This window comes from Terrabacter sp. Root85 (assembly GCF_001429185.1).
Classification (GTDB): Bacteria; Actinomycetota; Actinomycetes; order Actinomycetales; family Dermatophilaceae; genus Terrabacter.
Window position 1 is genome coordinate 106,510 of sequence record NZ_LMIW01000008.1, and the last position, 24,485, is coordinate 130,994.

The window sequence follows — 24,485 nt, forward strand, 5'->3', positions numbered from 1 at the left end:
TAGACCCGAATGCTCTGATACCGGACGGGGGCTCGGATGTCGAGCCCGACCATCGACGAGGCGTTCCTCACGTCCACAGGGCTGGCCCTCGGGGACGCTCTCGAGTATCGCCCGTGCCCGATGGAAGCCCGCGTCAGCTGATGTCGGCGCGCAGCGTCCGCCACGTGCCGAGACCGGCCATCACGGCGGCATACGCCATGAGCACGAGCGCGCCCGCCCACCAGGAGAGCTGGGCGACCGGCTGACCGTCGAAGCCGCCGCTCGTCGACTCGAGCATCGCGCTCGTGGCGCGGCTCGGTAGGTAGGGGGAGATGCTCTTGCCCCAGTCGGTCAGGGCGAGCACGAGCCCGAGCACCGGCTCGACGATCCACGCCACGGCGACGGAGATGAGCAGCGCGGCGACCTGGTTGGGGATGAGGATGCCGGCGCCGAGGCCGATGAGGGCCCACAGGCCGAGGACGAGCAGGGAGAGCGCGAGGGTGCGCCAGATCGCCGGGTCGGCGAACGGGGCGACACCCTTGGACGTCAGCACGAGGGTGCCCGCGCCGACGGCGCCCGCGAGCGAGAGCAGGCCGTAGAGCACGCCGATCGCGAGCAGCGAGATGACCTTGGCCGCCATGACGCGACCGCGCCGGGGGATCGCCAGGAAGGTCGCGGTGATGGTCTGGTGGCGGTACTCCGAGCCGATCGTGAGCACGCCGATCGACAGCGTCAGGAGGTAGCCGACCTGCAGGCCGCCCGTGAAGACGGCCTTGGCGATGGCGACGTCGGTGGTGGGAGCCGCCGCGGCCTGAGGGCCGCGCAGGGCGTCGCTCGTGAACACGAACGCGAAGAGCACGGCGAAGGCGGCGCCGCTGACGAACACGGCGATGGCCATGCCCCACCAGAGGCGCGTCGTGAAGAGCTTGCGGAGCTCGGCCCGCACCGCCGCGGTCATCGCAGGTCTCCTTCGCGGTCGGCCTGACCTGCCACCGGCGTGGGCTCGGTGAGCAGGGCGGGGTCGATCGGGGGTCCGCTCGGCGGCGGGAGGTCGGCGGGCACGCTGCCCGCTCCGGGCGTGTCGAGCCCCAGGTTGCGGTTGCGGTGCGCGTCGTTCTCGGTGAGGTTGAAGAAGAGCTCCTCGAGGTGCGTCTGCTCGCTGCGCAGCTCGTGGATCGCGACGTCGCTGGCGTGCGCCACGTCACCGACCACGGCGAGGTCCTCGGTGGTGACGCGCAGGCCCCGCCCGCTCGGCGTGACCGTGAGGCCGCGACCGCGGAGCGCTTCGGACAGGCGGTCGGGGTCGGACGTGCGGACGTAGGCCGTGGGCTCGCCACGCAGCTCGGCGACGGTGCCCTGGGCGACGCGCTGGCCGTTGGCGATGATGACGACGTCGTCGACCGTCTGCTCGACCTCGGAGAGCATGTGGCTCGAGATGAGCAGCGTGCGACCCTCGTCGGCCAGGTGGCGCAGGAAGCCGCGCAGCCAGCGGATGCCCTCGGGGTCGAGGCCGTTGGCCGGCTCGTCGAGGATGATGACGCGCGGGTCGCCGAGCAGGGCGCCGGCGAGCCCGAGCCGCTGGCGCATGCCCATGGAGTAGCCGCCGGCCCGCTTGCGGGCGGCGGCGGGGATGCCCACGAGCTCGAGGAGCTCGTCGACGCGCGAGTCGGGGACACCGGCGACCGCAGCCTGCACGCGCAGGTGGTTGCGCCCCGTGCGGCCGGGGTGGAAGTTCGTCGCCTCGAGGGCGGAGCCGACGACGGTGAGCGGGTTGGGGATCTCGGCGTAGCGGTGGCCGTCGATCGTCGCCGTGCCGTCGGTGGCCCGGACGAGGCCGAGCAGCATGCGCAGGGTCGTCGTCTTGCCGCTGCCGTTGGGCCCGAGGAAGCCGGTCACGCGTCCCGGCTCGACGTCGAAGTCGAGGTGGTCGACGGCGGTGAAGGAGCCGAACCGCTTCGTCAGACCGCGCACCTCGATGTGCCCGGTGAACTCCGGTCGTCCGTGCACCACCGTGCTCCCTCCGTCGGCCCACGTGGGCGCCACGACCCCCGCCGTGATGCGCCCAACTCAACCACACCGCGTACCCGGTCCACACGGAGGTCGCAGCGAGCGGTCCGCGCCGCCGCGGGCCGGTGCGCCTCCCTATAGTTGGGCGCACCATGACCTCCCTCCGCGACCAGGGTCCGGCCACCCCCGCCACCAGCCAGGTCACCCCTCCCGTCACCGCGGGCGCCCCCGGACGGGTGGCCCGGCCGTGACCGAGTGGCTCCTCGTCCTCGGCGCCGTGCTGCTCACGGCCGGCACCGCGCTCTTCGTCGCGGCCGAGTTCTCCCTCGTGGCCCTCGACCGGCCCACGGTCCAGCGCGCCATCGACGAGGGTGACTCGCGGGCCCGTGTCGTGCTCCAGTCGCTCAAGCAGCTCTCGACGCAGCTGTCGGCGGCCCAGGTCGGCATCACCATCACGACCCTCGTCGTCGGCTACCTCGCGCAGCCCTCGATCGGGGTCCTCGTCGCCGGGCCCCTCGAGGCCGTCGGTCTCGGCGCCGGTGCGGTGGAGGCCGTCTCGAGCGCCCTCGCCCTCCTGCTGGCCACGATCTTCTCGATGGTCTTCGGCGAGCTGCTGCCGCAGTTCCTCGGCATCTCCGCGCCGCTCGCGACGGCCAAGGTCGTGGCCCTGCCCGTGCGCGTCTTCGCCGTCGTCGCCAAGCCGCTCATCATCGTGCTCAACGGCTCGGCCAACGCCTTCCTCCGCGCGCTCGGGATCGAGCCGCAGGAGGAGCTGTCGGGCGCACGCACGCCGCAGGAGCTCGCGAGCCTCGTCCAGCGCTCCGCCGAGGCCGGCACCCTCGACGTCACGACCGCACGCATGCTGACCCGCTCGCTCGGTTTCGGCGAGCGCACGGCCGACGACGTCATGACGCCGCGCGTGCGGTGCACCGGCATCCACCGTGAGGAGTCCGCCGACGACGTGCTGCGGCTCTCGCGGCGCACCGGGCACTCGCGCTTCCCGGTCCTCGGCGAGGACTGGGACGACATCGACGGGGTCGTCCACGTCAAGAAGGCGATGGCCGTGCCGCACGAGCGGCGCAAGGACGTGCCCGTCTCGGCGCTGATGTCCGACCGCCTCGTCGTCCCCGAGACGATCCGCCTCGACCCGCTCCTGCGCGAGCTGCGCGAGGGCGGCTTCCAGATGGCCGTCGTCGTCGACGAGTACGGCGGCACGTCGGGAATCGTCACGCTCGAGGACGTCGTCGAGGAGATCGTCGGTGAGGTCTCCGACGAGCACGACCGCAGCCGGCAGGGTGGCCGCGAGCTCATCGACGGGTCGTGGACCGTCCCCGGACTGTGGCGCCCCGACGAGGTGCGCGACGCCTTCGACGCCGACGTCCCTGACGGGTCGACCTACGAGACGATGGGCGGCTTCGTCATGACGAGCCTGGGCCGGGTGCCCGTCGTCGGTGACGTCGTCCGGCTGCCTGGCTGGCGCATCAACGTCGTCGGCATGGAGGGGCGCCGCGTCGACCGGCTGCGCTTCGTGCCCGACCCGGAGTCCCTGCCGCCCGGCGACGGCGAGGACGCACGTGACGCATCCGCCGCGTCCGGCCTGCCGGACCGGGCCGGTCGTGTGCCGTCTGCCCGGGAGACGGGGGAGCGGTCGTGAGCGGCGCCTGGGTCTACGTCGTGTCGGTGTTCCTCCTGCTCGGCAACGCCTTCTTCGTCGGCGCCGAGTTCGCCGCCATGGCGGTGCGACGCTCGACGCTCGAGCCGCTGGCCGATGCGGGCAGCAAGCGCGCCCAGTCGTGCCTGCTCGCGCTAGAGCGGCTCGGGTCGATGCTCGCGACCGCCCAGCTCGGCATCACCGTGTGCTCGGTCGGGCTCGGTGCGCTGGCCGAGGCGGCGCTGCACCACCTGCTCGAGCCGATCCTCCACGGCTGGGGGCTCTCCGACGCCTGGGCGAGCGGCGTGGCCCTGGCGCTCGCACTGCTCATCGTGTCCTACCTCCACGTCGTCGTCGGCGAGATGATCCCGAAGAACCTCGCGATCGCGGGGCCCGACCGGGCGGCGCTCGTCCTCGTGCCGGCGCTCTTCGTCATCGCGAGCGCGCTGCGCCCGATCATCCACGCCATGGAAGCGATCGCGAAGGCGCTCGTGCGCCTCTTCGGGGTCGAGCCCAAGGACGAGATCACGTCGGCGTTCACCGCCGAGGAGGTGGCGCACATCGTCGGGGAGTCCCGTCGCGAGGGCCTCATCGAGGAGGAACGTCACGGCCTCGTCGCCAAGACGCTCGAGTTCTCTGACAAGCGCGCCCGCGAGGTGGCGGTCGACGTGCGGTCGCTGACGACCGTCGAGCTGGGCGCGACGCCCGCCGACATCGAGCGCCTCGTCGCCAAGCAGGGCTTCTCCCGCTACCCGGTCCGGGACGCCGCGGGCGAGATCGCCGGCTACCTCCACCTCAAGGACATCCTCTACGCGGACGACGAGCGTCATGAGCAGCCGATCCCGCCCAAGCGGGTCCGCCGGCTCGCCACCGTGCGCGCGGACGACGACATCGAGGACGTGCTCGCCACGATGCAGCTGACGGGCGCGCACCTCGCACGCGTCATCGACGACGACGCCGCGGTGACCGGTGTCGTCTTCCTCGAGGATGTCCTCGAGGAGCTCGTCGGCGAGGTCACCGACACGACCCAGCGCTGACCGGCCGCCGGGGTCGAGCCCATCGTGCTCAGCCGGGCTGCCGCTCCAGCCACTCGAGGTATGCCGTCCCGCGCGGTGAGAGCTCATAGCCGACGTCGTGGCTGATCGTCAGCCCGAGGGCCTTGAGCTTGCGGATGTCGACCTTCATCGGGAGCAGCTCGACGCCGCGCAGGGCCGCCAGCTCCTTCGAGACGACGTGCGGGTTGTCGCGGATCCACTCGAGGATCTCGCGGGTCCACGGACCGGTCGGCCGCGCATCGAGCCGTCGGAGACGAGCCGCGATGTGGCCCAGCGACTCGTCGTCGGGCAGGCTCTCGCGCAAGGCGATCCGCGGGTCCTCACCGGCCCAGCTGAGCCGGATGCGATAGACGGTGTCACCGCCCTTGCCGCCTCGAGGTGAGGGCTTGCGCTCCCTCGGGGCGAGGAACCGCTGGAGGGTCGCGAGGTCCTTGACGCCGGACGTGCGCGCGTCGCGCTCGGTGAGCTTGTCCGGGTCGCGCACCCGGCTGACGGCGTCGAAGCGGACGAGGCCGGCCGGGGTGAGCTGCAGGCCGCCGACCTTGACCCGCGGGGCGTCCCACCGGCGGAAGGCCTGCGTCACCGTGCCGGCACGGATAGCCTCGGCGACGGGCTTGGAGATGAGCACGACCTCATCGTGGCACGTGCCGGCCGGCAGTGGCGCGCCCGCGCAGCCCCACGCATACGTCCTCGTGCGCCGTGCTGCGGGCGGTGGTCGGGGGCGGGCGGCCTTGCGGATGAACGCGATTCCGGGGTGCACGTGCAACTCCACCACGTCCGGCAGCACGAGCACGCCGGACGGGGGCGCTATCGACGGACGGCCGTCACGCACGCCATCGGCACGGTGAGCTCGAGAGCCCCCTGCTCGGCTGCGACGGCGTCGAGCCTGGCCGCGACGTCGGCGAGGACGCGGTCGGCCTCCCTATCGGGCACGACCGAGCGCCAGCCCGGCACGAAGCCGAGCCGGACGAACCAGTGGGCGAGCAGTGCCCGCCCGTCGGCGAAGCGCATCCGGAAGACGTCGGTCGCGACGTCGACGACGTCGAGGCCCGCCACGGTCAGCTGGTCGGAGACCGATGCGACGGTCGCGCGGTGCTGCTCCTGGGCGTCGAGGGCGTGGCGGTGGTCGTCGAGACCGAGGTCGGACAGCGCGCTGCGGTAGGCGGCGTACACCTGCTCCATGTGGCCGACGAGGTTCGTCGTCGTCACGAGTCGTCCCCCGGCGCGCAGCACGCGCGCACACTCACGGAGCACGGCCGGTGGGTCGTCGAGGTTGTTGATGCCGAGGTTGGAGACGACGAGGTCGACGGACGCATCCGGCAGCGGGAGGTGCTCGGCGGAGGCCACGACGACGTCGACGTTGGTCAGTCCGAGGAAGGCCACCTTGTCGGCGAGGCGCTCCATGGCCGCCGCCCACGGATCCACGGCCGTGACCCGGGACTCGGGCCCGCAGCGCTGCGCGAGCTCGACGGTGACGAACCCGGTGCCCGCGCCGACGTCGACGACGCTCTGCCCCCGGTGCAGCGGCACCCGGTCGAGCAGCATGAGCCCGAACGGCGCCGACCAGAGCGGCAGCTCGTCGTAGTGGGCGGCCACCTCGGGAGCGGACCAGTCGATGTCCTCGTGGCTCGTCACCCGGCCATCGTCGCAGCGGCAGGGCGTCCGGGTGGCCGACGCGGGGGTGCATTCCGCGTCCATGGCGGTCTGCTGCTAATCTCACCGGGCGCACGAAAGTGCGTGCCGCCCCCGTAGCTCAGGGGATAGAGCACCGCCCTCCGGAGGCGGGAGCGCAGGTTCGAATCCTGCCGGGGGCACCAACCGACACGAGGCCTTGAGAACGCGCGAAGCGCCGTCTCAAGGCCTCGTGTCGTCCGTGCCCACGGCAGCTTCGGGGAGGCGGCCTCCGAGGAACGAGGAGGACGTCGGAGTCCTGACGCGGGCCGCCCTCGGGCAACCAGGGGCATCCGGGGCATCGCGGGAGCCGCAGGACGGGCTCGTAGACTCGGCGGCATGACGCCGGAGCAGCTGCGCGCCCTTCTCGAGGAGGTCGCCGCGCAGGCGGCCCGCACCGGGGAGCTGCCCGACGAGGCGCAGGCCGGTCCACCCGCCGGGCCGCTCTTCCGTCCCACCGACACCCGCGTCGCCGGCGTCGTCGCCGACTGGGTCACGCCGGTCGCGCAGCGGTGGGCGCCGCAGATGGACCTCGAGCCGCGGGACCTGGCGCGCGTGCTCGCCCAGGGGCTGACCCGCCAGAAGCCGGTCGCGGCCGTCGAGGTGGCACCCAGCGGCCTCATCGCCCTCACCCTCGAGGACTCCGCGAGGTCGGCGATCGTCCCGCTCGTCATCGAGGACCAGGACCACTACGCCCTCGCCGCGGGCGAGCGTCGGCACGACCTCGTCGAGGCGCCCGGCTCACGGCTCGTCGACGATCCTGTCCGCTCTGCCCAGCTCGCGCACGCCCGGCTCTGCCGCATCATCCGCAACGCCGAGGCCGCGGGGGTCGACCGGCGTCCGTCGACCCGGCTCGGCGAGCTGACCCACGTGGCCGAACGCCACCTGCTCGTGGCCCTCGCGGACCTGCCGCAGCGCCTCGCGACCCACGTCGGCGACGAGGTCCAGCAGCGTCGAGCCGTGACCGACCTCGCGGCGCTCGCCGACGCCTGGGACCACCCGGTGCGACCGACGGTCGTCGGGGTGCACCCGCAGCCCGTCCACGGGGCTCGGCTGCTCCTCGCCGACGCCGTCCGCATCGTCTTGCGCAATGGACTCGCCCGCCTGGGCGCGGCAGCCCCCGAGAGGATGTAGTCATGCGCGCACACGAAGCAGGAGCGCTGCACGCGGAGGGCTATCGCGGCCCCGCGTGGCTCCAGACCCCCGTCGACGTCAACGCCCTCGTCCCGTCCCTCTGGGCGACCTCCGTCGGTCGGGGCGCCGACGGCGTCCTCACGGTCGGTGGGATGAGCGTGACCGAGCTGGCACGCGAGTTCGGCACCCCGGCATACATCATCGACGAAGACGACTTCCGTTCGCGCGCAAGGGATTTCAAGCGGACGTACGCCGAGGTGTTCGACGGGCTGTCGGGTGGCGCCGACGTGTTCTACGCCGGCAAGGCCTTCCTCTGCACCGAGGTGGCGCGGTGGGTCCACGACGAGGGCCTGCACCTCGACGTCTGCACGGGCGGCGAGCTGGCGGTGGCCAAGCGGGCCGGCGTCCCCGGCGACCGGATCGGCCTGCACGGCAACAACAAGAGCGTCGCCGAGATCCGCGACGCCCTGGACTACGGCGTGAGCCGCATCGTCATCGACTCCTTCGACGAGATCGAGCGCGTCGCAGCGGTCGCCGCCGAGCTCGGCGTCGTCGCACCGGTCCTCATCCGCGTCACGGTCGGGGTCGAGGCGCACACGCACGAGTTCATCGCGACGGCCCACGAGGACCAGAAGTTCGGGCTGTCTCTGTCCGGCGGACACGCCTTCGAGGCCGCCCGTCGCATCCTCGACCAGCCCGAGTCGCTGCGCTTCCTCGGTCTGCACAGCCACATCGGCTCGCAGATCTTCGACACCGCCGGCTTCGAGGTGTCGGCCCGCCGCATCGTCGGGCTGCACACCCGCATCGCGCGCGAGCTCGGCGTCGAGCTGCCCGAGCTCGACCTCGGCGGCGGCTTCGGCATCGCCTACACGACCGAGCACGACCCCCTGCCGCCGAAGAACCTCGCGGCCGGTATGGCCGAGATCATCGAGCGCGAGTGCCGTGCCGAGGAGGTCGCCGTGCCGCGCATCTCGATCGAGCCGGGACGCGCCATCGCGGGCCCCACGACCTTCACGCTCTACGAGGTCGGCACGGTCAAGCCGGTCGACCTCGACGGGGGAGCGGAGCGCGTCTACGTCTCCGTCGACGGCGGCATGAGCGACAACGTCCGCACGGCGCTCTACGACGCCAACTACTCGTGCACGCTCGCGAGCCGGGCCTCGACCGCACCTCCCGTGCTCGCCCGCGTCGTCGGCAGGCACTGCGAGAGCGGCGACATCGTCGTCAAGGACGAGTTCCTCCCGGCCGACGTCGGCGCGGGTGACCTCCTCGCCGTCCCCGGCACGGGCGCCTACTGCCGCTCCCTGTCGAGCCAGTACAACCACACGCCGCGCCCACCCGTCGTCGCGGTCCGTGAAGGGGTCGCCCGGGTCATCGTGCGGCGCGAGACCATCGACGACCTGCTCGCCCTCGACGTCTGATGGATCTGCAGATCCTGCGCCACGGATGTCCGGATCGCGAAACAATGACCGTCCAGCACCCGGACAGGCGGCAGGATTCGCACCGTGGACAGCGCCGTGAGTGACACCCAGCCGTTGCGCGTCGCCCTGCTCGGGGCAGGCGTCGTGGGCGGAGCCGTCGCGCGCCTGCTCACCGAGCACGCGGACGACATGGCCGCGCGTGTCGGCGCGCCGCTCGAGATCGTCGGCATCGCCGTGCGTCGCGCCGGCCGGGACCGCGCCGCCCTCGGGGTCGACGCCGGCCTCTTCACGACCGACGCCGAGGACCTCGTGACCCGGGCCGACGTCGTCGTCGAGGTCATCGGCGGCATCGAGCCGGCTCGTTCGCTCATCCTGCGCGCGATGGAGCACGGCGCCTCGGTCGTCACGGCCAACAAGGCGCTCCTCGCCGAGGACGGCCCGGCCCTCTATGACGCCGCGGCCCGCCACGGCGTCGACCTCTACTACGAGGCCGCCGTCGCCGGGGCGATCCCGCTGCTGCGCCCCCTGCGCGAGTCGCTCGCCGGTGACGAGGTGCGCAAGGTGCTCGGCATCGTCAACGGCACGACGAACTACGTCCTCGACAAGATGGACACGACCGGGGCCGGTTTCGCCGACGCGGTCGAGCAGGCCCAGGCCCTCGGCTACGCCGAAGCCGACCCGACCGCCGACGTCGAGGGTTTCGACGCCGCGGCCAAGGCCGCCATCCTCGCCTCCCTCGCCTTCCACACCCGGGTCTCGGGCACCGACGTCTACCGCGAGGGCATCACCGAGGTCTCGGCGGCCGACGTCGCGGCGGCGCGCGAGATGGACTCCGTCGTCAAGCTCCTCGCGATCTGCGAGCACACCGACAAGGGCGTCAGCGTCCGCGTGCACCCGGCGATGATCCCGCGCTCGCACCCGCTGGCGGGGGTCCGCGAGGCGTTCAACGCCGTCTTCGTCGAGGCCGACGCCGCCGGTGAGCTGATGTTCTACGGGAAGGGCGCCGGCGGCGACCCGACGGCCTCGGCGGTCCTCGGTGACCTCGTCGCCGTCGCGCGCCACCGCGTCGGGGGTGGCCTCGGGCCGGGGGAGTCGAGCTACGCCGACCTGCCCGTCCTGACGATGGGCGACGCCCAGACGAGGTACCACATCAGCCTCGACGTCGAGGACCGGTCGGGTGTCCTCGCCCAGGTCGCGGCTGCCTTCGCCGACCACGACGTGTCGATCGAGACGGTGCGCCAGCAGCTCGTGCCCGCCGGCGACGGCGAGGCGGCCAGGGCCAACCTCATCATCGTCACGCACACCGCGAGCGACGCCGCGCTCTCGTCCACGGTCGAGCGCCTGCGCACGCTCGACGTCGTCCGTGGCGTCAACTCCGTCATGCGCGTGGAAGGTTCGTGATGGCCCACCAGTGGCGCGGAGTGATCCGCGAGTACGCCGACCGCCTTCCCATGCTCGAGGGCGCGCCCGTCGTCACGCTTCACGAGGGCGGCACCCCGCTCATCCACGCCGAGAAGCTCTCCGAGCGCGTCGGCGCCGAGGTCCACCTCAAGTACGAAGGCCTCAACCCCACCGGCTCGTTCAAGGACCGCGGCATGACGACGGCGATCAGCGTCGCTGCCCGCAAGGGGGCCAAGGCCGTCATCTGCGCGAGCACGGGCAACACGAGCGCGTCGGCCGCCGCCTATGCGACGAAGGCCGGCATGACGTGCGGCGTCCTCGTGCCCGACGGCAAGATCGCGATGGGCAAGCTGAGCCAGGCGATCGCCCACGGGGCCACGCTGCTGCAGGTCGACGGCAACTTCGACGACTGCCTGACCCTCGCGCGCAAGCTCGCCGAGGCCTACCCCGTCGAGCTCGTCAACTCCGTCAACCCCGCGCGCATCGAGGGCCAGAAGACCGCGAGCTTCGAGGTCGTCGACGCGCTCGGGGACGCCCCCGACATCCACTGCCTCCCGGTCGGCAACGCCGGCAACATCACGGCGTACTGGCGTGGCTACCGCGAGTACCTCGCCCAGCCCGTCACCGATGCGCCCGCGGGACCGGCCACCCACCTGCCCAGGATGTGGGGCTTCCAGGCTGCCGGTGCCGCGCCGATCGTCCTCGGCCACCCGGTCGACCACCCCGAGACCATCGCGACCGCGATCCGCATCGGCAACCCGGCGTCGTGGGAACAGGCCGTCGCCGCCCGCGACGAGTCCGGTGGCCGCATCGAGGCCGTCACCGACGAGCAGATCCTCGACGCCCATCGCTACCTCTCCTCGCAGGAGGGTGTCTTCGTCGAGCCCGGCTCGGCCGCGTCGGTCGCGGGCCTGCTGGCGAGCCACGCCGCAGGGCTCGTGCCCTCCGGGGCGCGCATCGTGTGCACCGTGACCGGCCACGGGCTCAAGGACCCCCAGTGGGCGCTGCGCACCGCCGACGGGAGCGAGGTCGTGCCGACCCGCGTCTCGGTCGACGCCTTCTCGGCAGCCCAGGCCCTCGGTCTCGAGGGCTGACCGCGTGAACCGGGTGCCCGCGGGCCGCTCCGTCAGCGTGCGGGTGCCGGCGAGCAGCGCCAACCTCGGTCCCGGCTTCGACTCCATCGGCCTGGCCCTGGGCCTCTGGGACGACTACGTCGTCACGACGTCCGACCGCGCCGGTCTCGTCATCGAGGTCACCGGCGAGGGGGCTGCCGACGTGCCCACCGACGGGCGGCACCTCGTGCACGCCACGATGCAGCACACGTGGCGCGCCCTCGGCGCCGAGCCGCCCTCGGGGTTGCACATCGCGGCCACCAACGGTGTCCCGCACAGCCGCGGGCTGGGTTCGTCGGCGACGGCGATCGTCGCGGGCGTGGTTGCTGCACAGGCACTTTCGTGGGGTGCCGACGAGACCGAGTATGCCGCGTGGCCGGCTCCCGGTGCCACCGTGCCCGTCGACCTCGGCCTGGCGACGCACCTGTCGAGCGAGCTCGAGGGGCACCCCGACAACGCATCGGCGAGCGTGCACGGCGGCCTCACGGTGAGCTGGATGCCGGACGGCAGTGGCCTCGACCGTGGCGAACGGACCGTCACGGCCCGTCTCGTCCCGCACCCCGACGTCGAGGTCGTCGTCTTCGTCCCGGAGACGCAGCTCGCGACGCGGACGGCCCGCGCCGTGCTGCCGGCCACGGTCCCGCTCGCGGCGGCTGCCGCCGGTGCCGGACGCGCCGCCCTGCTCGTGCACGCGCTGACAGCCGATCCTTCGCACCTGCACGCCGCGACCCGCGACTGGCTCCATCAGGAGGCCCGGCGCCCCTCCTATCCGGCCACGATGGAGCTCGTCGACCTCCTCCGCTCGCACGGGCACGCGGCCGTCGTGTCCGGGGCAGGTCCGAGCGTCCTCGTCCTCACGACGACCGAGGCCGCGGGCGACGTGCAGTCCGGGCACCTCGCCGAGCGGTGGGAGCGGCTCACGCCCAGGGTGCCGGCCCACGGCGCCACGGTGCACGCTCGCTGAGGCGCGACATTCGTGACCTCCCTCACCCGTGCGAGGGTCCCTGGGTGGTATCCTGAGCCCGCACCACTCGCCGCGACACCGCAGGCCGGTGCATCACCCCCACACTGAGGCGAAATCCTTTGCCTCTGGGCGCGTTCTGCGCCGAAGTGGATCTCAGACGGCCAGGTCACCTGGTCCAAGTCCGGCCCGCTGGAATGTCCCGGGCCGCAAACGAGGGGGAAGGATCCTTCGTGTCAGAAACAACCACCCGTCCGCTCTCTGGCCTGTCGGCCATGAAGCTGGACGAGCTCAAGGGCGTCGCGTCGTCGATGGGCATCACCGGCACGACGAAGATGCGCAAGAGCGACCTCGTCGAGGCGATCAAGGCGCGCCAGTCGGGCGGCTCGTCCGCTCCGGCTGCATCGACGCCCTCAACGGCGTCGACGGCATCGACGGGCTCCGACGCCGCGGCCCCCACCGAGGCCACCACCGAGGCCGCCCCAGCCCGCGCGTCGCGCCGGGTCAGCCGCCCGGCGGGCTCGGCCACGACGGCCGAGTCCTCCACCGAGTCCTCCACCACGACCTCCACCACGACCTCCACCGAGTCGGCCGGCCAGGCGCCCGCCGAGGATCGCGCCCAGGGCCGTGACGAGGCCCCGACCGGGGACCGTGCCCCGCGTGCCGAGCGGGGTGCCCGCGGCTCCCGTGAGAACCGTGCGGCGCGTGCCGACGCCCAGGACTCCACCTCGTCCGAGCGGTCCGACGCCGGCGACCACCAGGCGTCCGAGGGTGACGATCACGAGGGTCGTCAGCGCGACCGGGGTCGCGGACCGCAGTCCGACCGCGGTCAGCAGGGCGACCGTCAGCAGGCCGGCCGTGGCGACCGCGCGGACCGTCAGCAGGGCGGCCAGCAGTCCGACCGCCAGCAGTCCGACCGCCAGCAGTCGCGTCAGCAGGGCGACCGCCAGCAGGGCGACCGTCAGCACGACCGCGGCCAGCAGTCCGACCGCCAGCAGACGCGTCAGCAGGACCGCCAGGACCGTCAGCAGGACCGCCAGCAGCCCGACCGTCAGCAGCCCGACCGTCAGCAGGACCGTCAGGACCGTCAGCAGGGCGACGTGAACGACCAGAGCCGTGGTCAGCAGTCGCCGTACGACGACGAGGGTGGCAGCCGTCGCAGCCGCAACCGTCAGCGCAGCCGGGACCGCAAGCGCGGTCGCGGCCGTGAGGGTGGGCAGGACTGGAACGACGCCGACCTGCAGGTCGGCGACGACGACGTGCTCGTCCCTGTCGGCGGCATCCTCGACGTCCTCGACAACTACGCCTTCGTCCGCACGTCCGGCTACCTCGCCGGTCCGAACGACGTCTACGTACCGCTCGGCATGGTCAAGAAGAACGGCTTGCGCAAGGGCGACGCGGTCACCGGTGCCGTCAAGGCGCTGCGCGACGGCGAGCAGCCCTCGGGCAACGTCGGACGCCAGAAGTTCAATGCGCTCGTCCGCCTCGACACGGTCAACGGCCAGACGCCGGAGGAGGCCGCCAAGCGCGTCGACTTCGGCAAGCTGACCCCGCTCTACCCGCAGCAGCGACTGCGCCTCGAGACCGAGCCCAACGTGCTGACGACGCGGATCATCGATCTCGTCGCGCCGATCGGCAAGGGCCAGCGCGGCCTCATCGTCGCCCCGGCCAAGGCCGGCAAGACGATGATCATGCAGACCCTTGCCAACGCGATCACGACGAACAACCCGGAGTGCCACCTCATGGTCGTCCTCGTCGACGAGCGCCCCGAGGAGGTCACCGACATGCAGCGCGCCGTCAAGGGCGAGGTCATCTCCTCGACCTTCGACCGGCCGGCCGAGGACCACACGACGGTCGCCGAGCTCGCCATCGAACGGGCCAAGCGCCTCGTCGAGCTCGGGCACGACGTCGTCGTGCTCCTCGACTCGATCACCAAGCTGGGTCGCGCCTACAACCTCGCAGCTCCGGCGAGCGGCCGGATCCTCTCCGGTGGTGTCGACTCGGCTGCGCTCTACCCGCCGAAGAAGTTCTTCGGCGCCGCGCGCAACATCGAGAACGGCGGCTCGCTCACCATCCTGGCGACGGCCCTCGTCGAGACCGGCTCGAAGATGGACGAGGTGATCTTCGAGGAGTTCAAGGGCACCGGCAACATGGAGCTGCGCCTGAGCCGCGACCTGGCCAACCGCCGGATCTTCCCGGCCGTCGACATCAACAGCTCGGGCACACGCCGCGAGGAGATCCTCCTCGCGAGCGAGGAGCTGAAGATCATGTGGAAGCTGCGCCGGGTCCTCGGCGGCCTCGACGCGCAGCAGGCCATCGAGCTGCTCATCGATCGCCTCAAGAAGACCCGGACGAACTACGAGTTCCTCACCCAGGTCCAGCAGACGAGCGGCTCCAAGCTCGACGACGAGTCCTGACCGACGACAGATCGGGGACGGTGCCACATCGGCGCCGTCCCCTTTCGGCGTTTCATGGGCTATTCGGGTCAAATGTTCCTAAAATGGACGCATCACCCCGAACCCACCATGGAGAACCATGTCTGCGCCTGCCGGCGACCCCGATGCCAGCCCCGTCCGTGTCCTCGTGGCCGATGACGACGCTGACATCCGAGACCTCGTCGAGTTCAAGCTGACCCAGGCGGGGTATGCCGTCGAGGCCGTCCCCGACGGCATCAGCGCCTGGGAGGCGTTCGCGGCCAACCCGCCGCAGCTGGCGGTGCTCGACGTCATGATGCCCGGCCTGTCCGGCATCGACGTCCTCCGCAAGATCCGCGAGAGCGAGTTCTCCACGGTCCCGGTGCTGCTGCTCAGCGCCAAGTCGCGCGACTCCGACGTCGACACCGGTTTCGCGGTCGGCGCCGACGACTACGTCATCAAGCCGTTCAGCCCGCGTGAGCTGCTCCATCGCGTCAACGGCATGCTCGCCCGGGCCCGATGAGGGGGAGGGCGTCGTGATCATCGGGGCGGCGCTGCTCGTCGGAGCCACGGTCGTCATCCTCGGCGCGTGCGTGCTGCTCATCCTCGCCGTCGTCGCGGTCCGCGCGCGACGACACAGCCGCACCCAGCGCGACGAGATGCTGCTCTCGCCGCTCCGGCCGCCCCTCATCACGGTGGCCTCGGGTGAGGACGACGACGGCGCGGCCGCAGAGCAGCTGACGTGGGCGACCGGCGTCTCTCGCACCGTCCTCGACCGCAACATCGTCGAGATGCTGACGAAGATCCGCGGTGTCCCCGCCGAGCAGCTCGTCCACGTCCTCGAGGTCCACGGCGCCGTCGACGCGGCGGTCGCGCAGATGTCGAGCCGCTCCACCGTCAAGCGCGCGCGGGCAGCCCAGCTGCTGGGCCTGGCCCGCGCCGGGCACACGGTCCCGCTGCTCGTCGAGGCCCTCGGCGACGAGGCGGTCGAGGTGCGCAACAGCGCCGCCTACGCGCTCGGGCTCATCGGCGACCCCGCGGCCGCCGGCCCGGTGCTCGCGGCGATCGGCGCACCCGAGCGCGGGCTGCCTGCGGCCACGGCGGCCGAGGCCCTGCAGTCGATGGGTGTCGGCATCTCGGAGGTGCTGCGCGACGGGATGGCCGACCCCAACGCCCGCACCCGCATGGTCGCCGCCCACCTCAGTGGCGAACGCAGCTTCACCCGTGGGCTCCCGGAGCTGCGCGGACTGCTCGACGCCGACCCTGACCTGACGGTCCGCGAGACGAGCGCCTCGGCCATCGGCCGCCTCGGCCGGAGTGAGGACGTCGGCATCCTCGTGCGGCACACGGTGCCCTCCGAGCCACTGGCCCTGCGCCGGGCCTGCGTGATCGCCCTGGGTGACCTCGGTGAGGCGGAGGCGATCCCCGCGCTCGCCGTCCTGCTCGACGACTCGGACCCGCGCCTGGCCGAGCTCGCGGCGACGGCCCTGCTGTCGATGGGTCCCGACGGTCGCGACGCCCTCGCGGGCCACGAGAACGACCCCGCCGTGCGCTCCGCGCGACTGCTGGCCAGCCTGCAGAAGGCGTCTGCATGAGCTGGGACGGCTTCGTCGAGGGGCTGCGGTCCTTCGTCCTGTGGAGCATGGACGTCACGGCGGTGCCGATCATCATCTACTTCATCCTCATCAACACCTCGCTGCTCGTCCTCATCGTGCTGGCCTACCTCGAGTTCCGAGCCCAGCAGCGTCGTCGGTCGACGGCGGTCACCTGGCAGGGAGCGGGCCTGGCCCCCGGGGTGTCGTTGCTCGTCCCGGCCTACAACGAGGAGGCCGGCATCGTCATGGCGGTCAAGTCGTTCCTCACACTGCGCTACCCGCGGCACGAGGTCGTCGTCGTCGACGACGGCAGCAGCGACGAGACCTTCGCCCGCCTCGAGGAGGCCTTCGACCTCGTCCAGGTCCCGCGCGAGCTGCCGCACGAGATCCCGATCCGGGCCAAGGTGCTCGGCATCTTCGTCCCGCGCGACGGCCGCACCCGCCTCGTCGTCGTCCGCAAGGAGAACTCCGGCCGCTCGGAGGCGATCAACGTCGCCATCAACGCCGCGAGCGAGCCGCTCGTCGCCATGATCGACGGGGACTCCATCCTCGAGCCCGACGGCCTGCTCCACGTCACCCGTCCCTTCGCCGACGACCCGACGCGCATGGTCGCGACCGGCGGCGCCATCCGCCCGGTCAACGGCAGCCGCGTCGTGTCGGGCCGCATCGTCCGCGTCGAGATGCCGCAGACGTGGATCCCGCGCATCCAGCTCGTCGAGTACCTCCGGGCCTTCCTCCTCGGCCGCACCGGGTGGTCGCGCCTCGGCGGGCTCATCCTCATCAGCGGGGCCTTCGGTCTCTTCCGGCGCGACGTCGTCGTCGAGGTCGGTGGTCTCGACCCGGACAGCATCGGCGAGGACTTCGAGCTCGTCATGCGCATCCACAAGCGGCTGCGCGACGAGGGCCGCGACTATTCCATCGAGTTCGTGCCCGAGCCGGTCTCCTGGACCGAGGTCCCCGTCACCGCCAAGGTGCTGCGCAACCAGCGCCGCCGGTGGCACCGCGGTCTCTGGGAGACGCTCTGGGCCTACCGCTCGATGCTGTTCCGCCCGAAGTACGGCCGCATCGGCTGGCTCGCCCTGCCCTACTACTGGCTCTTCGAGCTGTTCGCACCGCTGCTCGAGCTCTTCGGGATCATCATCGTGCCGCTCGCGCTGGCGCTCGGCATCGTCAACGTGCCCTTCGCGATCCTCTTCCTCGTGCTGGCCTACGGGTATGCCGTGCTCGTCACCCTGTCCGCGATGGTCGTCGACGAGTGGGCCTTCCACAAGCACGACCGGTGGCGTGCCATCTGGCAGACCATCGCGGCGTCGGTCCTCGAGAACATCGGCTACCGCCAGGCCACCGTGTGGTGGCGCCTCGAGGGGTGGTGGTCGAGCCTGCGCGGGAAGAAGCACGTCTGGGGAGTCATGACCCGCACGGGCTTCGACGAGGACCCCGCGTGACGGGCGGGCTGCCGGTCGTCTCGAGGCGCTCCGTCGGCAGCCAGATCCGGCTGCTCATCGGCATCCTCGTCATCCTCGTGCCGATCGGAGCCATCATCTCGGTGGCCACGATCCACTCGCAGGGAGCCTCGGTGCGGGCCTTGACGCTCGCGCTCGGGCCGGCCCGCGAGGCCAACAGCGCCGTGCTGCTCGACATGACCCGCGCGGAGGGGGCCTGGCGAGAGAAGGTCGTCGGTGCCCCGGCCCCCCTCGACCCGCTCTCGTTGCGCCCCCGGGTCGAGAAGGAGCTGGCCGTCGTCGAGGCGGGCACGCAGCACGAGGAGCTCGCAGCCGACGACCGGGCCAGCTTCGCACCGCTCGTCGCGGCGCAGCGCACCGCCGTGGAGGGCTGGTTCACCGCCGCCGAGGCCTCGCTCGAGAACGTCCCCAGCGGACCTCCGGACGAGGCCCCGACGGGACCCCCCTCCAGCACGCCCGGCACCCCCGAGCCGGGGAGCACCGGCACCGCACCGACCACGCCCGAGGCGCGGCAGCGCACCCGGGTCGAGACGGCCTACGCCGCGTTCCTGTCGGCCAACGGCTCGCTGGAGGAGGCCATCCGCTCCCAGCGCGACGCCGCGCGCGTCGAGTCCCGCGAGGCGACCGGCATCACGTCCGGCGTCATCATCGCCGTCGCGGCGGTCGTCGTGCTCGTGCTCATCGCGGCCGGCTTCGGGATGGACCGCGCGGTCGGCCTCCCGCTCGCTCGCCTGCGTGAGGTCGTGCGCCGGCAGGCCGAGGAGGACGTCATCGCGATGGCCAACCAGGAGGAGGGCGCGCTCGAGGTCCGCATGCTCGCGCGCGACTTCAACGACCTGACCCGCGCCAACGCCCGCCTCGTCGACCAGCAGGCCGCGGTGCTCGAGATGCAGGAGCTCGTCCTCGACGTCGGCCGGGGCGCCCGGTCGGCCGTCGACGTCCACGAGGCACTGCAGCGGGTCACGACCAAGCTCGGCGCCGGCCTGGGCGCCGACCGCGTGCTGCTCTACACCCTCGGCGAGGACGGCCAGACGATCGAGGACCGCCTCCAGTGGCACACCGACGACCTGCCCGACCTGCCGCCGCTCCCACGCTCGCTCGCCCAGCAGGTCGGTGCCGTCAACGACGAGCTCCGCCGCGACGTCGGCTTCTTCGACCTCGGTGACCTCCTCGCCCACCAGGCGTACGACGACGAGCGTGCCCGCGCCTTCCACCGGGCCACCGGGGCCCGGTCCCTGCTCATGCTCCCGGTCGGGACGGGCGGCCGGGGCCTGGGCATCCTCTCGGTGATGATGGTGAGCGCGCCGCGCCGCTGGCACCGCCACGAGATCCAGGCCGCGCAGCAGTGTGCGGCCATCGCCGCCCAGTCGATCGTCGCGCTGCGCCTGTCACAGATGCAGGACGAGCAGGTGCGACGCCTCACCGAGCTCGACCGCCAGAAGACCGACTTCATGGCGACCGTCAGCCACGAGCTGCGCACCCCGCTGACCTCGATCAGCGGCTACCTCGAGCTGCTCGTCGACGGCGACTTCGGCGACGTCTCCGACGGCCAGCACGTCGCCCTCGACATCATCGGACGCAACGCGACGCGGCTGCGCGGGCTCATCGAGGACCTTCTCGTCCTCAACAAGATCGAGATCAGCGGCCTGCAGGCCGTGTCCGAGGAGGTCGCCGTCCGTGACCTCCTGCGCACGGTCACCGAGACGATGGAGCCGGTGGCCGCCGCCGGGGGAGTGCAGCTGCTCTGCACCGACGTGCCCGACGACCTCGTCGTCCGGGTCGACCGTGGACAGGTCGAGCGGGCGCTGATCAACCTCGGCTCCAACGCCGTGAAGTTCACCCCAGAAGGTGGCCAGGTGCTGCTGTCGGCCGAGCGCTCCGGTGACTCCACGATCATCTCCGTGCACGACACCGGCATCGGCATCCCGGCCAGCGACCTCGCGCGCCTGTCCGAGCGCTTCTTCCGTGCCGGCAACGCCACGGCCGCAGCCATCCCCGGGACGGGTCTCGGGCTCGCGATCGTGCGTGCCATCGTCGAGGGCCACGGCGGCGAGCTCGTCATCGCGTCGGTCGAGGGGGAGGGCACGACGATGCAGGTGGTGCTCCCCGTCGCCCAGCCGGCGAAGGTCCCGGCCCGGCGCTGACATCAGGGGGCGGGGCACTCCGGGAGCCGCGCCGGGAGTCCCGAGGATCCTCAGAAGCAGCCGCCCCGGGGGCGGCCCCGCAGCTGCTGCGTGACGGTCCATCCGGTCGCCGGGTCGCGGAGCACGTCCCCGGTCGGCGTCGTCGGCCGCGGCCTCGTCCCGGAGCTCGTCACCCGGGGAGAGCGGGTCTCGCCGGTGCGCGCGTCGAGCGACCAGCGCTCGGTGACCCAGACGGGCTCGCCGGTGACGGCCGCGGCCGTCGTCCGCGGGTACCAGACCTCGACGGCGACGACGTCCCGGCCCGCGAGGCGAACGCTGACGTCCGTCGGAGCGTCGGGTCGCGTGGGCAGCACGCGCCACGTCACCGCGCGGGCAGCGAGGTCGACCCCGAGGACCGAGCCGTCCGAGCCCGGGACGACGACGTGGGTGTCGTCGGCCGCCGCGAGGCGCTGGCCGGACCGGGTGCCCACGGGCAGCGCCACCTCGACCGAGTCCCACGAGCCCGAGTCCGGCGACCAGGCGACGAGCGTCTGCCCGCGGACGCCGACGACCGCGGTGGAGCTCACGACGGCCGACGCGCGGTAGGCACGGTCGGCGTCGCCGTCCACCGGTGACTCCTGCCACGACCAGCCGCCCGGGCCGCCGTCGAGCCGCTCGGCGGCGAGGACGGCGTCACCCTCGGCAGGGGCCCCCACGGCATACCCCTGGACGACGCCGATGACGTCGGCCAGGCCAGTCGGCGTCGAGACGGAGCCGGACGTGACGTCGACGACGTGGGTGGCGTGGCAGCCGACGATGACGACGTGGCCGTTGCTGACGACCGGAGGCTCGCTCAGCAGGTCCGGCACACTCGTCGTCCAGCGGACGGCCCCCGAGGGGTCGGCGCCGGTGACCGGCCCGGCCTCCGTCGCGGACACCTCGGGACAGTCGTCGAACGAGCAGCCGGCGCCCGAGCACGCCGCGGTCGAGAGCAGCACGGCGACCGCTCCGGCGACCGCCGCGCGGCGCCCACCCACCCTGCCCCTGACACCCATGCGCGCATCCTCGTCCTCCGCCGGCCCCGTCGTGGAGGAAAGACACTCGAACGCCCCCGATCGATGCATGTCCGGGACGCGTCGTCGCCGCGTCCGGGTGGGGGAATGCCGCGGCCCTCTCGTGCGTTTGGGAGGAGGTGCGCCGATCTGGCACACTCTTCCTTTGGACCGGTTCACGGGAGAGCAGCTCCCCAGCGTGAGCAGCGATGACACCGACCCGGCCGACTACCTCAAGGAGACAACGTTGAAGAAGGACCTTCACCCCGAGTACGTCGAGACCACGGTGACCTGCACCTGTGGCAGCACGTTCGTCACGCGCAGCACCGAGACGTCCGGCAAGATCTCTGCCGACGTCTGCTCGCAGTGCCACCCGTTCTACACGGGCAAGCAGAAGATCCTCGACACCGGTGGCCGCGTGGCCCGGTTCGAGGCCCGTTACGGCAAGAAGGCCGCCAAGTAGGTCTCCCGCACGCCGGCTCCCACGACTTCGGTCGTCGGGAGCCGGCGTTCGCTTTACCCCGACCCGTCCCCTGAGCCGAAGGGCCTGCCGTGCTCGATTCCGTCCAGTCGATCCTCGACGAGTACGCCGAGCTCGAGCTGCAGCTCGCCGACCCGGCCGTGCACGGTGACCAGGACCTCGTGCGCACCCTCAACAAGCGGTATGCCGCCCTGGCGCCGACCGTCGCCGCCGCCCGCGAGTGGACGGCGGCCGGCGACGACCTCGAGGCTGCACGTGAGCTCGCTGCCGACGACGCGTCGTTCGCCGAGGAGGTGCCCTCGCTCGAGGCCCGCCTCGCGGCCGCGGAGGAGCACCTGCGGCGGATGCTCGTGCCCCGCGACCCCGACGACGACCGCGACGTCATCCTCGAGGTCAAGGCGGGGGAGGGTGGCGACGAGTCGGCCCTCTTCGCAGGCGACCTGCTGCGGATGTACCTCCGCTACGCCGAGCAGCGCGGCTGGCGCACCGCCGTCGAGGACGCGACCGAGAGCGACCTGGGTGGCTACAAGGACGTCCGGGTCTCGGTGCGCGCCAAGAGCGCTCCCGGGCTGGGCGAAGGGCCGTGGGCCCGCCTCAAGTACGAAGGCGGCGTCCACCGTGTCCAGCGCGTGCCGGTGACCGAGAGCCAGGGGCGCATCCACACCTCGGCGGCCGGCGTCCTCGTCATGCCGGAGGCCGAGGAGGTCGAGGTGACGATCGACCCCAACGACCTGCGCATCGACGTCTACCGCAGCAGCGGCCCCGGCGGGCAGAGCGTCAACACGACCGACTCGGCCGTGCGCATCACCCACCTGCCCTCGGGCCTCGTCGTGTCGTGCCAGAACGAGAAGTCGCAGCTGCAGAACAAGGAGGCCGCGATGCGCGTGCTCCGGGCGCGGCTGCACCAGATGGCCAAGGACGAGGCCGACGCGGAGGCGAGCGCCGCCCGTCGGTCGCAGGTGCGCACCGTCGACCGGTCGGAGCGCATCCGCACCTACAACTTCCCCGAGAACCGCATCTCCGACCACCGCACCGGCTACAAGTCCTACAACCTCGACTCGGTGCTCGACGGAGACCTCGACCCCGTCGTCCAGTCGGCGCTCGACGCCGACGAGGCCGCCAAGCTGGCGGCGCTCGCCGAGGGCGACGGGCCGCGCGCGTGACGGACCTGCGCGAGGGTGTCCGGGCTGCTGCTGCGCGGCTCCGCGACGCGGGGGTGGCCTCCGCCGACGTCGACGCGGTCGAGCTCGCGGCCCACGTGCTCGAGGTCGACGCCTCGGAGGTCCGCCGCCTCATGGTGCTCGGCGGTCGCACGCTCCCGGGGTCGTACGCCGTCCTCGTCGAGGAGCGGGCCCGGCGGGTCCCGCTGCAGCACCTGACGGGCCGCGCCCACTTCCGCCGCCTGACCCTGTCGGTCGGCCCGGGGGTCTTCGTGCCGCGGCCCGAGACCGAGGTCCTCGTCGACCTCGCGCTCGTCGAGGTCGATCGGCTGTCGGCAGCAGGCGCCGAGGCCGTCAGGGTCGTCGACCTCTGCTCGGGCTCCGGCGCCATCGCCCTGTCCGTCAGGGCGGAGCGACCGGACGCCGACGTGCGCGGCCTCGAGCTGTCGCCCGACGCGTACGCCTGGTCGGTGGCCAACCGCGACCGCCTGGGTCTCGACGTCCGGCTCGAGCAGGGCGACGCGACGCTGCCCTGCTTCGAGGACTGGGCGGGCGCCGTCGACGTCGTGACCGTCAACCCGCCCTACATCCCCGTGGGCGCCGTGCCCGTCGACCCCGAGGTGCGCGACCACGATCCCGACGTCGCGCTCTACGGCGGCAGCGAGGACGGCCTGGCCATCCCGCTCGCGGTGGCCCGGACGGCCGCCCGGCTGCTTCGTCCCGGCGGCCTCGTCCTCGTCGAGCACGCCGACTCACAGGGCGAGAGCCTGCCCCGCCGCCTCGCGGCGACGGGGCAGTGGACCGACGTCACCGACCACGACGACCTGTCCGCCCGCCCGCGGGTGACGGTGGCGCGCCGCCGCGTCTGACCCACGGGTCGGCCCGGCGCCCGGGCGCTCGACCGCGCCCCAGTAGGCTCTGCCCGTGAGCGAGCGCTACGACTGCACCGACCCCGAGGGGCGTGCCGAGGGCATCCCGGCCGCGGCCTCGGCCGTCCGACGCGGCGAGATCGTCGTCCTGCCGACCGACACGGTCTACGGCATCGGCTGCGACGCCTTCGACGCCACCGCCGTCGCCTCCGTCCTCGCGGCCAAGGGCCGCGGCCGCGACATGCCGCCGCCGGTCCTCATCCCGACCGCCCGCACGGCCCAGGGCCTCGCGACGCAGGTGCCCGACTACGCCCAGCGGCTCATGGAGAAGTTCTGGCCCGGACCGCTGACGCTCGTGCTCAAGGCGCAGACGTCGCTGCACTGGGACCTGGGCGAGACCAACGGGACCGTGGCCCTGCGCGTGCCCGCCCACGAGATGACCCTCGAGCTGCTCGGCGACATCGGTCCCATGGCGGTCACGAGCGCCAACACGACCGGCGACCCCGCGGCCCGCACGGTCGACGAGGCGGTCGGGATGCTCGGCGAGTCCGTCGGGGTCTACCTCGACGGCGGCCCGGCCGGCGAGGGGCAGCCCTCGACGATCGTCGACTGCACCGGCGAGACCCCCGTGACCCTGCGCCTCGGCGCCGTGAGCCAGGACGAGCTCGACGAGGCCCTCGTGCCCGAGCCCGTCCTCGAGGCCCCCGAGCCCGACGCCGAGCCGGCGGCCGAGGCCGACGCGACTCCCGCGGCGGACCCCGCGACCGAGCCGGACGCGGAAGCCGACGTCGAGCCGGGGGGCGAGGCGCCGGCCGAGGCTGCCGAGACGCTCGGCGAGTGGCACGACGTGTCCACGACCGAGCGGCCGTCCGACGGTGCCAGCACGACGCAATAGAGTTGGCTCGCGCTCGCGCCCCACTCCCGACCCCCCGGAGA

At 72.6% G+C, this 24,485-nt stretch carries 21 protein-coding genes and 1 tRNA gene; 17 read left to right on the forward strand and 5 right to left on the reverse strand.

Going from position 1 to position 24,485, the window contains the following annotated elements; genetic code table 11:
• Positions 1-133: 133 nt before the first annotated feature.
• Together ASE25_RS07045 and ASE25_RS07050 are read right to left on the reverse strand one after the other, a co-directional pair.
• Positions 134-937, reverse strand: coding sequence for an ABC transporter permease subunit (locus ASE25_RS07045; protein ID WP_056770552.1), 804 nt, complete (start codon positions 935-937; stop codon positions 134-136).
• Complete coding sequence (locus ASE25_RS07050; RefSeq protein ID WP_235508586.1) at positions 934-1,986, reverse strand: ABC transporter ATP-binding protein; 1,053 nt, start codon at positions 1,984-1,986, stop codon at positions 934-936. Before ASE25_RS07050 ends, ASE25_RS07045 begins: the two co-directional genes overlap by 4 nt.
• A gap of 247 nt (positions 1,987-2,233) precedes the next feature.
• Between ASE25_RS07050 and ASE25_RS07055 the strand changes: the two genes are divergently transcribed.
• A complete protein-coding gene (locus ASE25_RS07055) occupies positions 2,234-3,640 on the forward strand; it encodes a hemolysin family protein (RefSeq protein WP_056824276.1) in 1,407 nt (468 codons plus the stop codon).
• Positions 3,637-4,674 (forward strand): hemolysin family protein, encoded by a 1,038-nt coding sequence (locus ASE25_RS07060; RefSeq protein ID WP_056824278.1) that lies wholly within the window; start codon positions 3,637-3,639, stop codon positions 4,672-4,674. Before ASE25_RS07055 ends, ASE25_RS07060 begins: the two co-directional genes overlap by 4 nt.
• 28 nt (positions 4,675-4,702) lie before the next feature.
• Here ASE25_RS07060 and ASE25_RS07065 read toward each other — a convergent pair whose 3' ends face one another.
• A complete protein-coding gene (locus ASE25_RS07065; RefSeq protein ID WP_235508587.1) occupies positions 4,703-5,452 on the reverse strand; it encodes an ASCH domain-containing protein in 750 nt (249 codons plus the stop codon).
• A 47-nt stretch (positions 5,453-5,499) separates the two neighbouring features.
• Positions 5,500-6,327, reverse strand: coding sequence for a class I SAM-dependent methyltransferase (locus ASE25_RS07070; RefSeq protein WP_056824281.1), 828 nt, complete (start codon positions 6,325-6,327; stop codon positions 5,500-5,502).
• 107 nt (positions 6,328-6,434) lie between these two features.
• Here ASE25_RS07070 and ASE25_RS07075 point away from each other — a divergent pair.
• From ASE25_RS07075 to ASE25_RS07125, 11 genes are all read left to right on the forward strand, one after another.
• Positions 6,435-6,509: transfer RNA gene (locus ASE25_RS07075), tRNA-Arg, on the forward strand.
• Between the two features lie 193 nt (positions 6,510-6,702).
• Positions 6,703-7,497: a DALR anticodon-binding domain-containing protein gene (locus tag ASE25_RS07080; protein ID WP_056824285.1), complete on the forward strand. Its 795-nt coding sequence runs from the start codon at positions 6,703-6,705 to the stop codon at positions 7,495-7,497.
• A 2-nt stretch (positions 7,498-7,499) separates the two neighbouring features.
• Positions 7,500-8,918 (forward strand): diaminopimelate decarboxylase, encoded by a 1,419-nt coding sequence (gene lysA, locus ASE25_RS07085; protein WP_056824287.1) that lies wholly within the window; start codon positions 7,500-7,502, stop codon positions 8,916-8,918.
• A gap of 84 nt (positions 8,919-9,002) precedes the next feature.
• Positions 9,003-10,319 (forward strand): homoserine dehydrogenase, encoded by a 1,317-nt coding sequence (locus ASE25_RS07090; protein WP_200959014.1) that lies wholly within the window; start codon positions 9,003-9,005, stop codon positions 10,317-10,319.
• A complete protein-coding gene (thrC, locus tag ASE25_RS07095; RefSeq protein ID WP_056770530.1) occupies positions 10,319-11,413 on the forward strand; it encodes a threonine synthase in 1,095 nt (364 codons plus the stop codon). Before ASE25_RS07090 ends, thrC begins: the two co-directional genes overlap by 1 nt.
• 4 nt (positions 11,414-11,417) lie before the next feature.
• Entirely contained in the window at positions 11,418-12,395 is a 978-nt protein-coding gene (locus ASE25_RS07100) for a homoserine kinase (RefSeq protein WP_056770527.1), read from the forward strand.
• A gap of 272 nt (positions 12,396-12,667) precedes the next feature.
• Entirely contained in the window at positions 12,668-14,809 is a 2,142-nt protein-coding gene (gene rho, locus ASE25_RS07105) for a transcription termination factor Rho (protein ID WP_056824290.1), read from the forward strand.
• A gap of 118 nt (positions 14,810-14,927) precedes the next feature.
• Positions 14,928-15,329 carry a response regulator transcription factor gene (locus tag ASE25_RS07110; protein WP_020142958.1) on the forward strand — a complete coding sequence of 134 codons (402 nt, stop codon included), beginning with the start codon at positions 14,928-14,930 and terminating at the stop codon, positions 15,327-15,329.
• 13 nt (positions 15,330-15,342) lie between these two features.
• On the forward strand, positions 15,343-16,401 hold the full coding sequence (locus ASE25_RS07115; protein ID WP_056824293.1) for a HEAT repeat domain-containing protein: 1,059 nt from the start codon (positions 15,343-15,345) through the stop codon (positions 16,399-16,401).
• Entirely contained in the window at positions 16,398-17,846 is a 1,449-nt protein-coding gene (locus ASE25_RS07120) for a glycosyltransferase family 2 protein (protein WP_056824296.1), read from the forward strand. The genes ASE25_RS07115 and ASE25_RS07120 overlap by 4 nt, the downstream gene beginning before the upstream one ends.
• The gene (locus ASE25_RS07125) at positions 17,843-20,008 is read left to right on the forward strand and encodes a cell wall metabolism sensor histidine kinase WalK (protein WP_056824298.1); all 2,166 of its coding nucleotides are present in this window, start codon (positions 17,843-17,845) and stop codon (positions 20,006-20,008) included. Before ASE25_RS07120 ends, ASE25_RS07125 begins: the two co-directional genes overlap by 4 nt.
• A gap of 50 nt (positions 20,009-20,058) precedes the next feature.
• Here the strand turns inward: ASE25_RS07125 and ASE25_RS07130 are convergent, their stop codons facing one another.
• On the reverse strand, positions 20,059-21,042 hold the full coding sequence (locus tag ASE25_RS07130) for a hypothetical protein (RefSeq protein ID WP_157623357.1): 984 nt from the start codon (positions 21,040-21,042) through the stop codon (positions 20,059-20,061).
• 244 nt (positions 21,043-21,286) lie between these two features.
• Here ASE25_RS07130 and rpmE point away from each other — a divergent pair, with 244 nt between their 5' ends.
• The 4 genes from rpmE (at position 21,287) to ASE25_RS07150 (ending at position 24,444) form a co-directional block, all read left to right on the forward strand.
• Positions 21,287-21,502, forward strand: a complete 216-nt coding sequence (gene rpmE, locus ASE25_RS07135; protein ID WP_026863931.1) for a 50S ribosomal protein L31 — start codon at positions 21,287-21,289, stop codon at positions 21,500-21,502.
• An 89-nt stretch (positions 21,503-21,591) separates the two neighbouring features.
• A complete protein-coding gene (gene prfA, locus ASE25_RS07140; RefSeq protein WP_056824304.1) occupies positions 21,592-22,683 on the forward strand; it encodes a peptide chain release factor 1 in 1,092 nt (363 codons plus the stop codon).
• Positions 22,680-23,549, forward strand: coding sequence for a peptide chain release factor N(5)-glutamine methyltransferase (gene prmC / locus ASE25_RS07145; protein ID WP_056824306.1), 870 nt, complete (start codon positions 22,680-22,682; stop codon positions 23,547-23,549). Before prfA ends, prmC begins: the two co-directional genes overlap by 4 nt.
• A gap of 55 nt (positions 23,550-23,604) precedes the next feature.
• Entirely contained in the window at positions 23,605-24,444 is an 840-nt protein-coding gene (locus ASE25_RS07150) for an L-threonylcarbamoyladenylate synthase (protein ID WP_056770506.1), read from the forward strand.
• Positions 24,445-24,485: the final 41 nt, after the last annotated feature.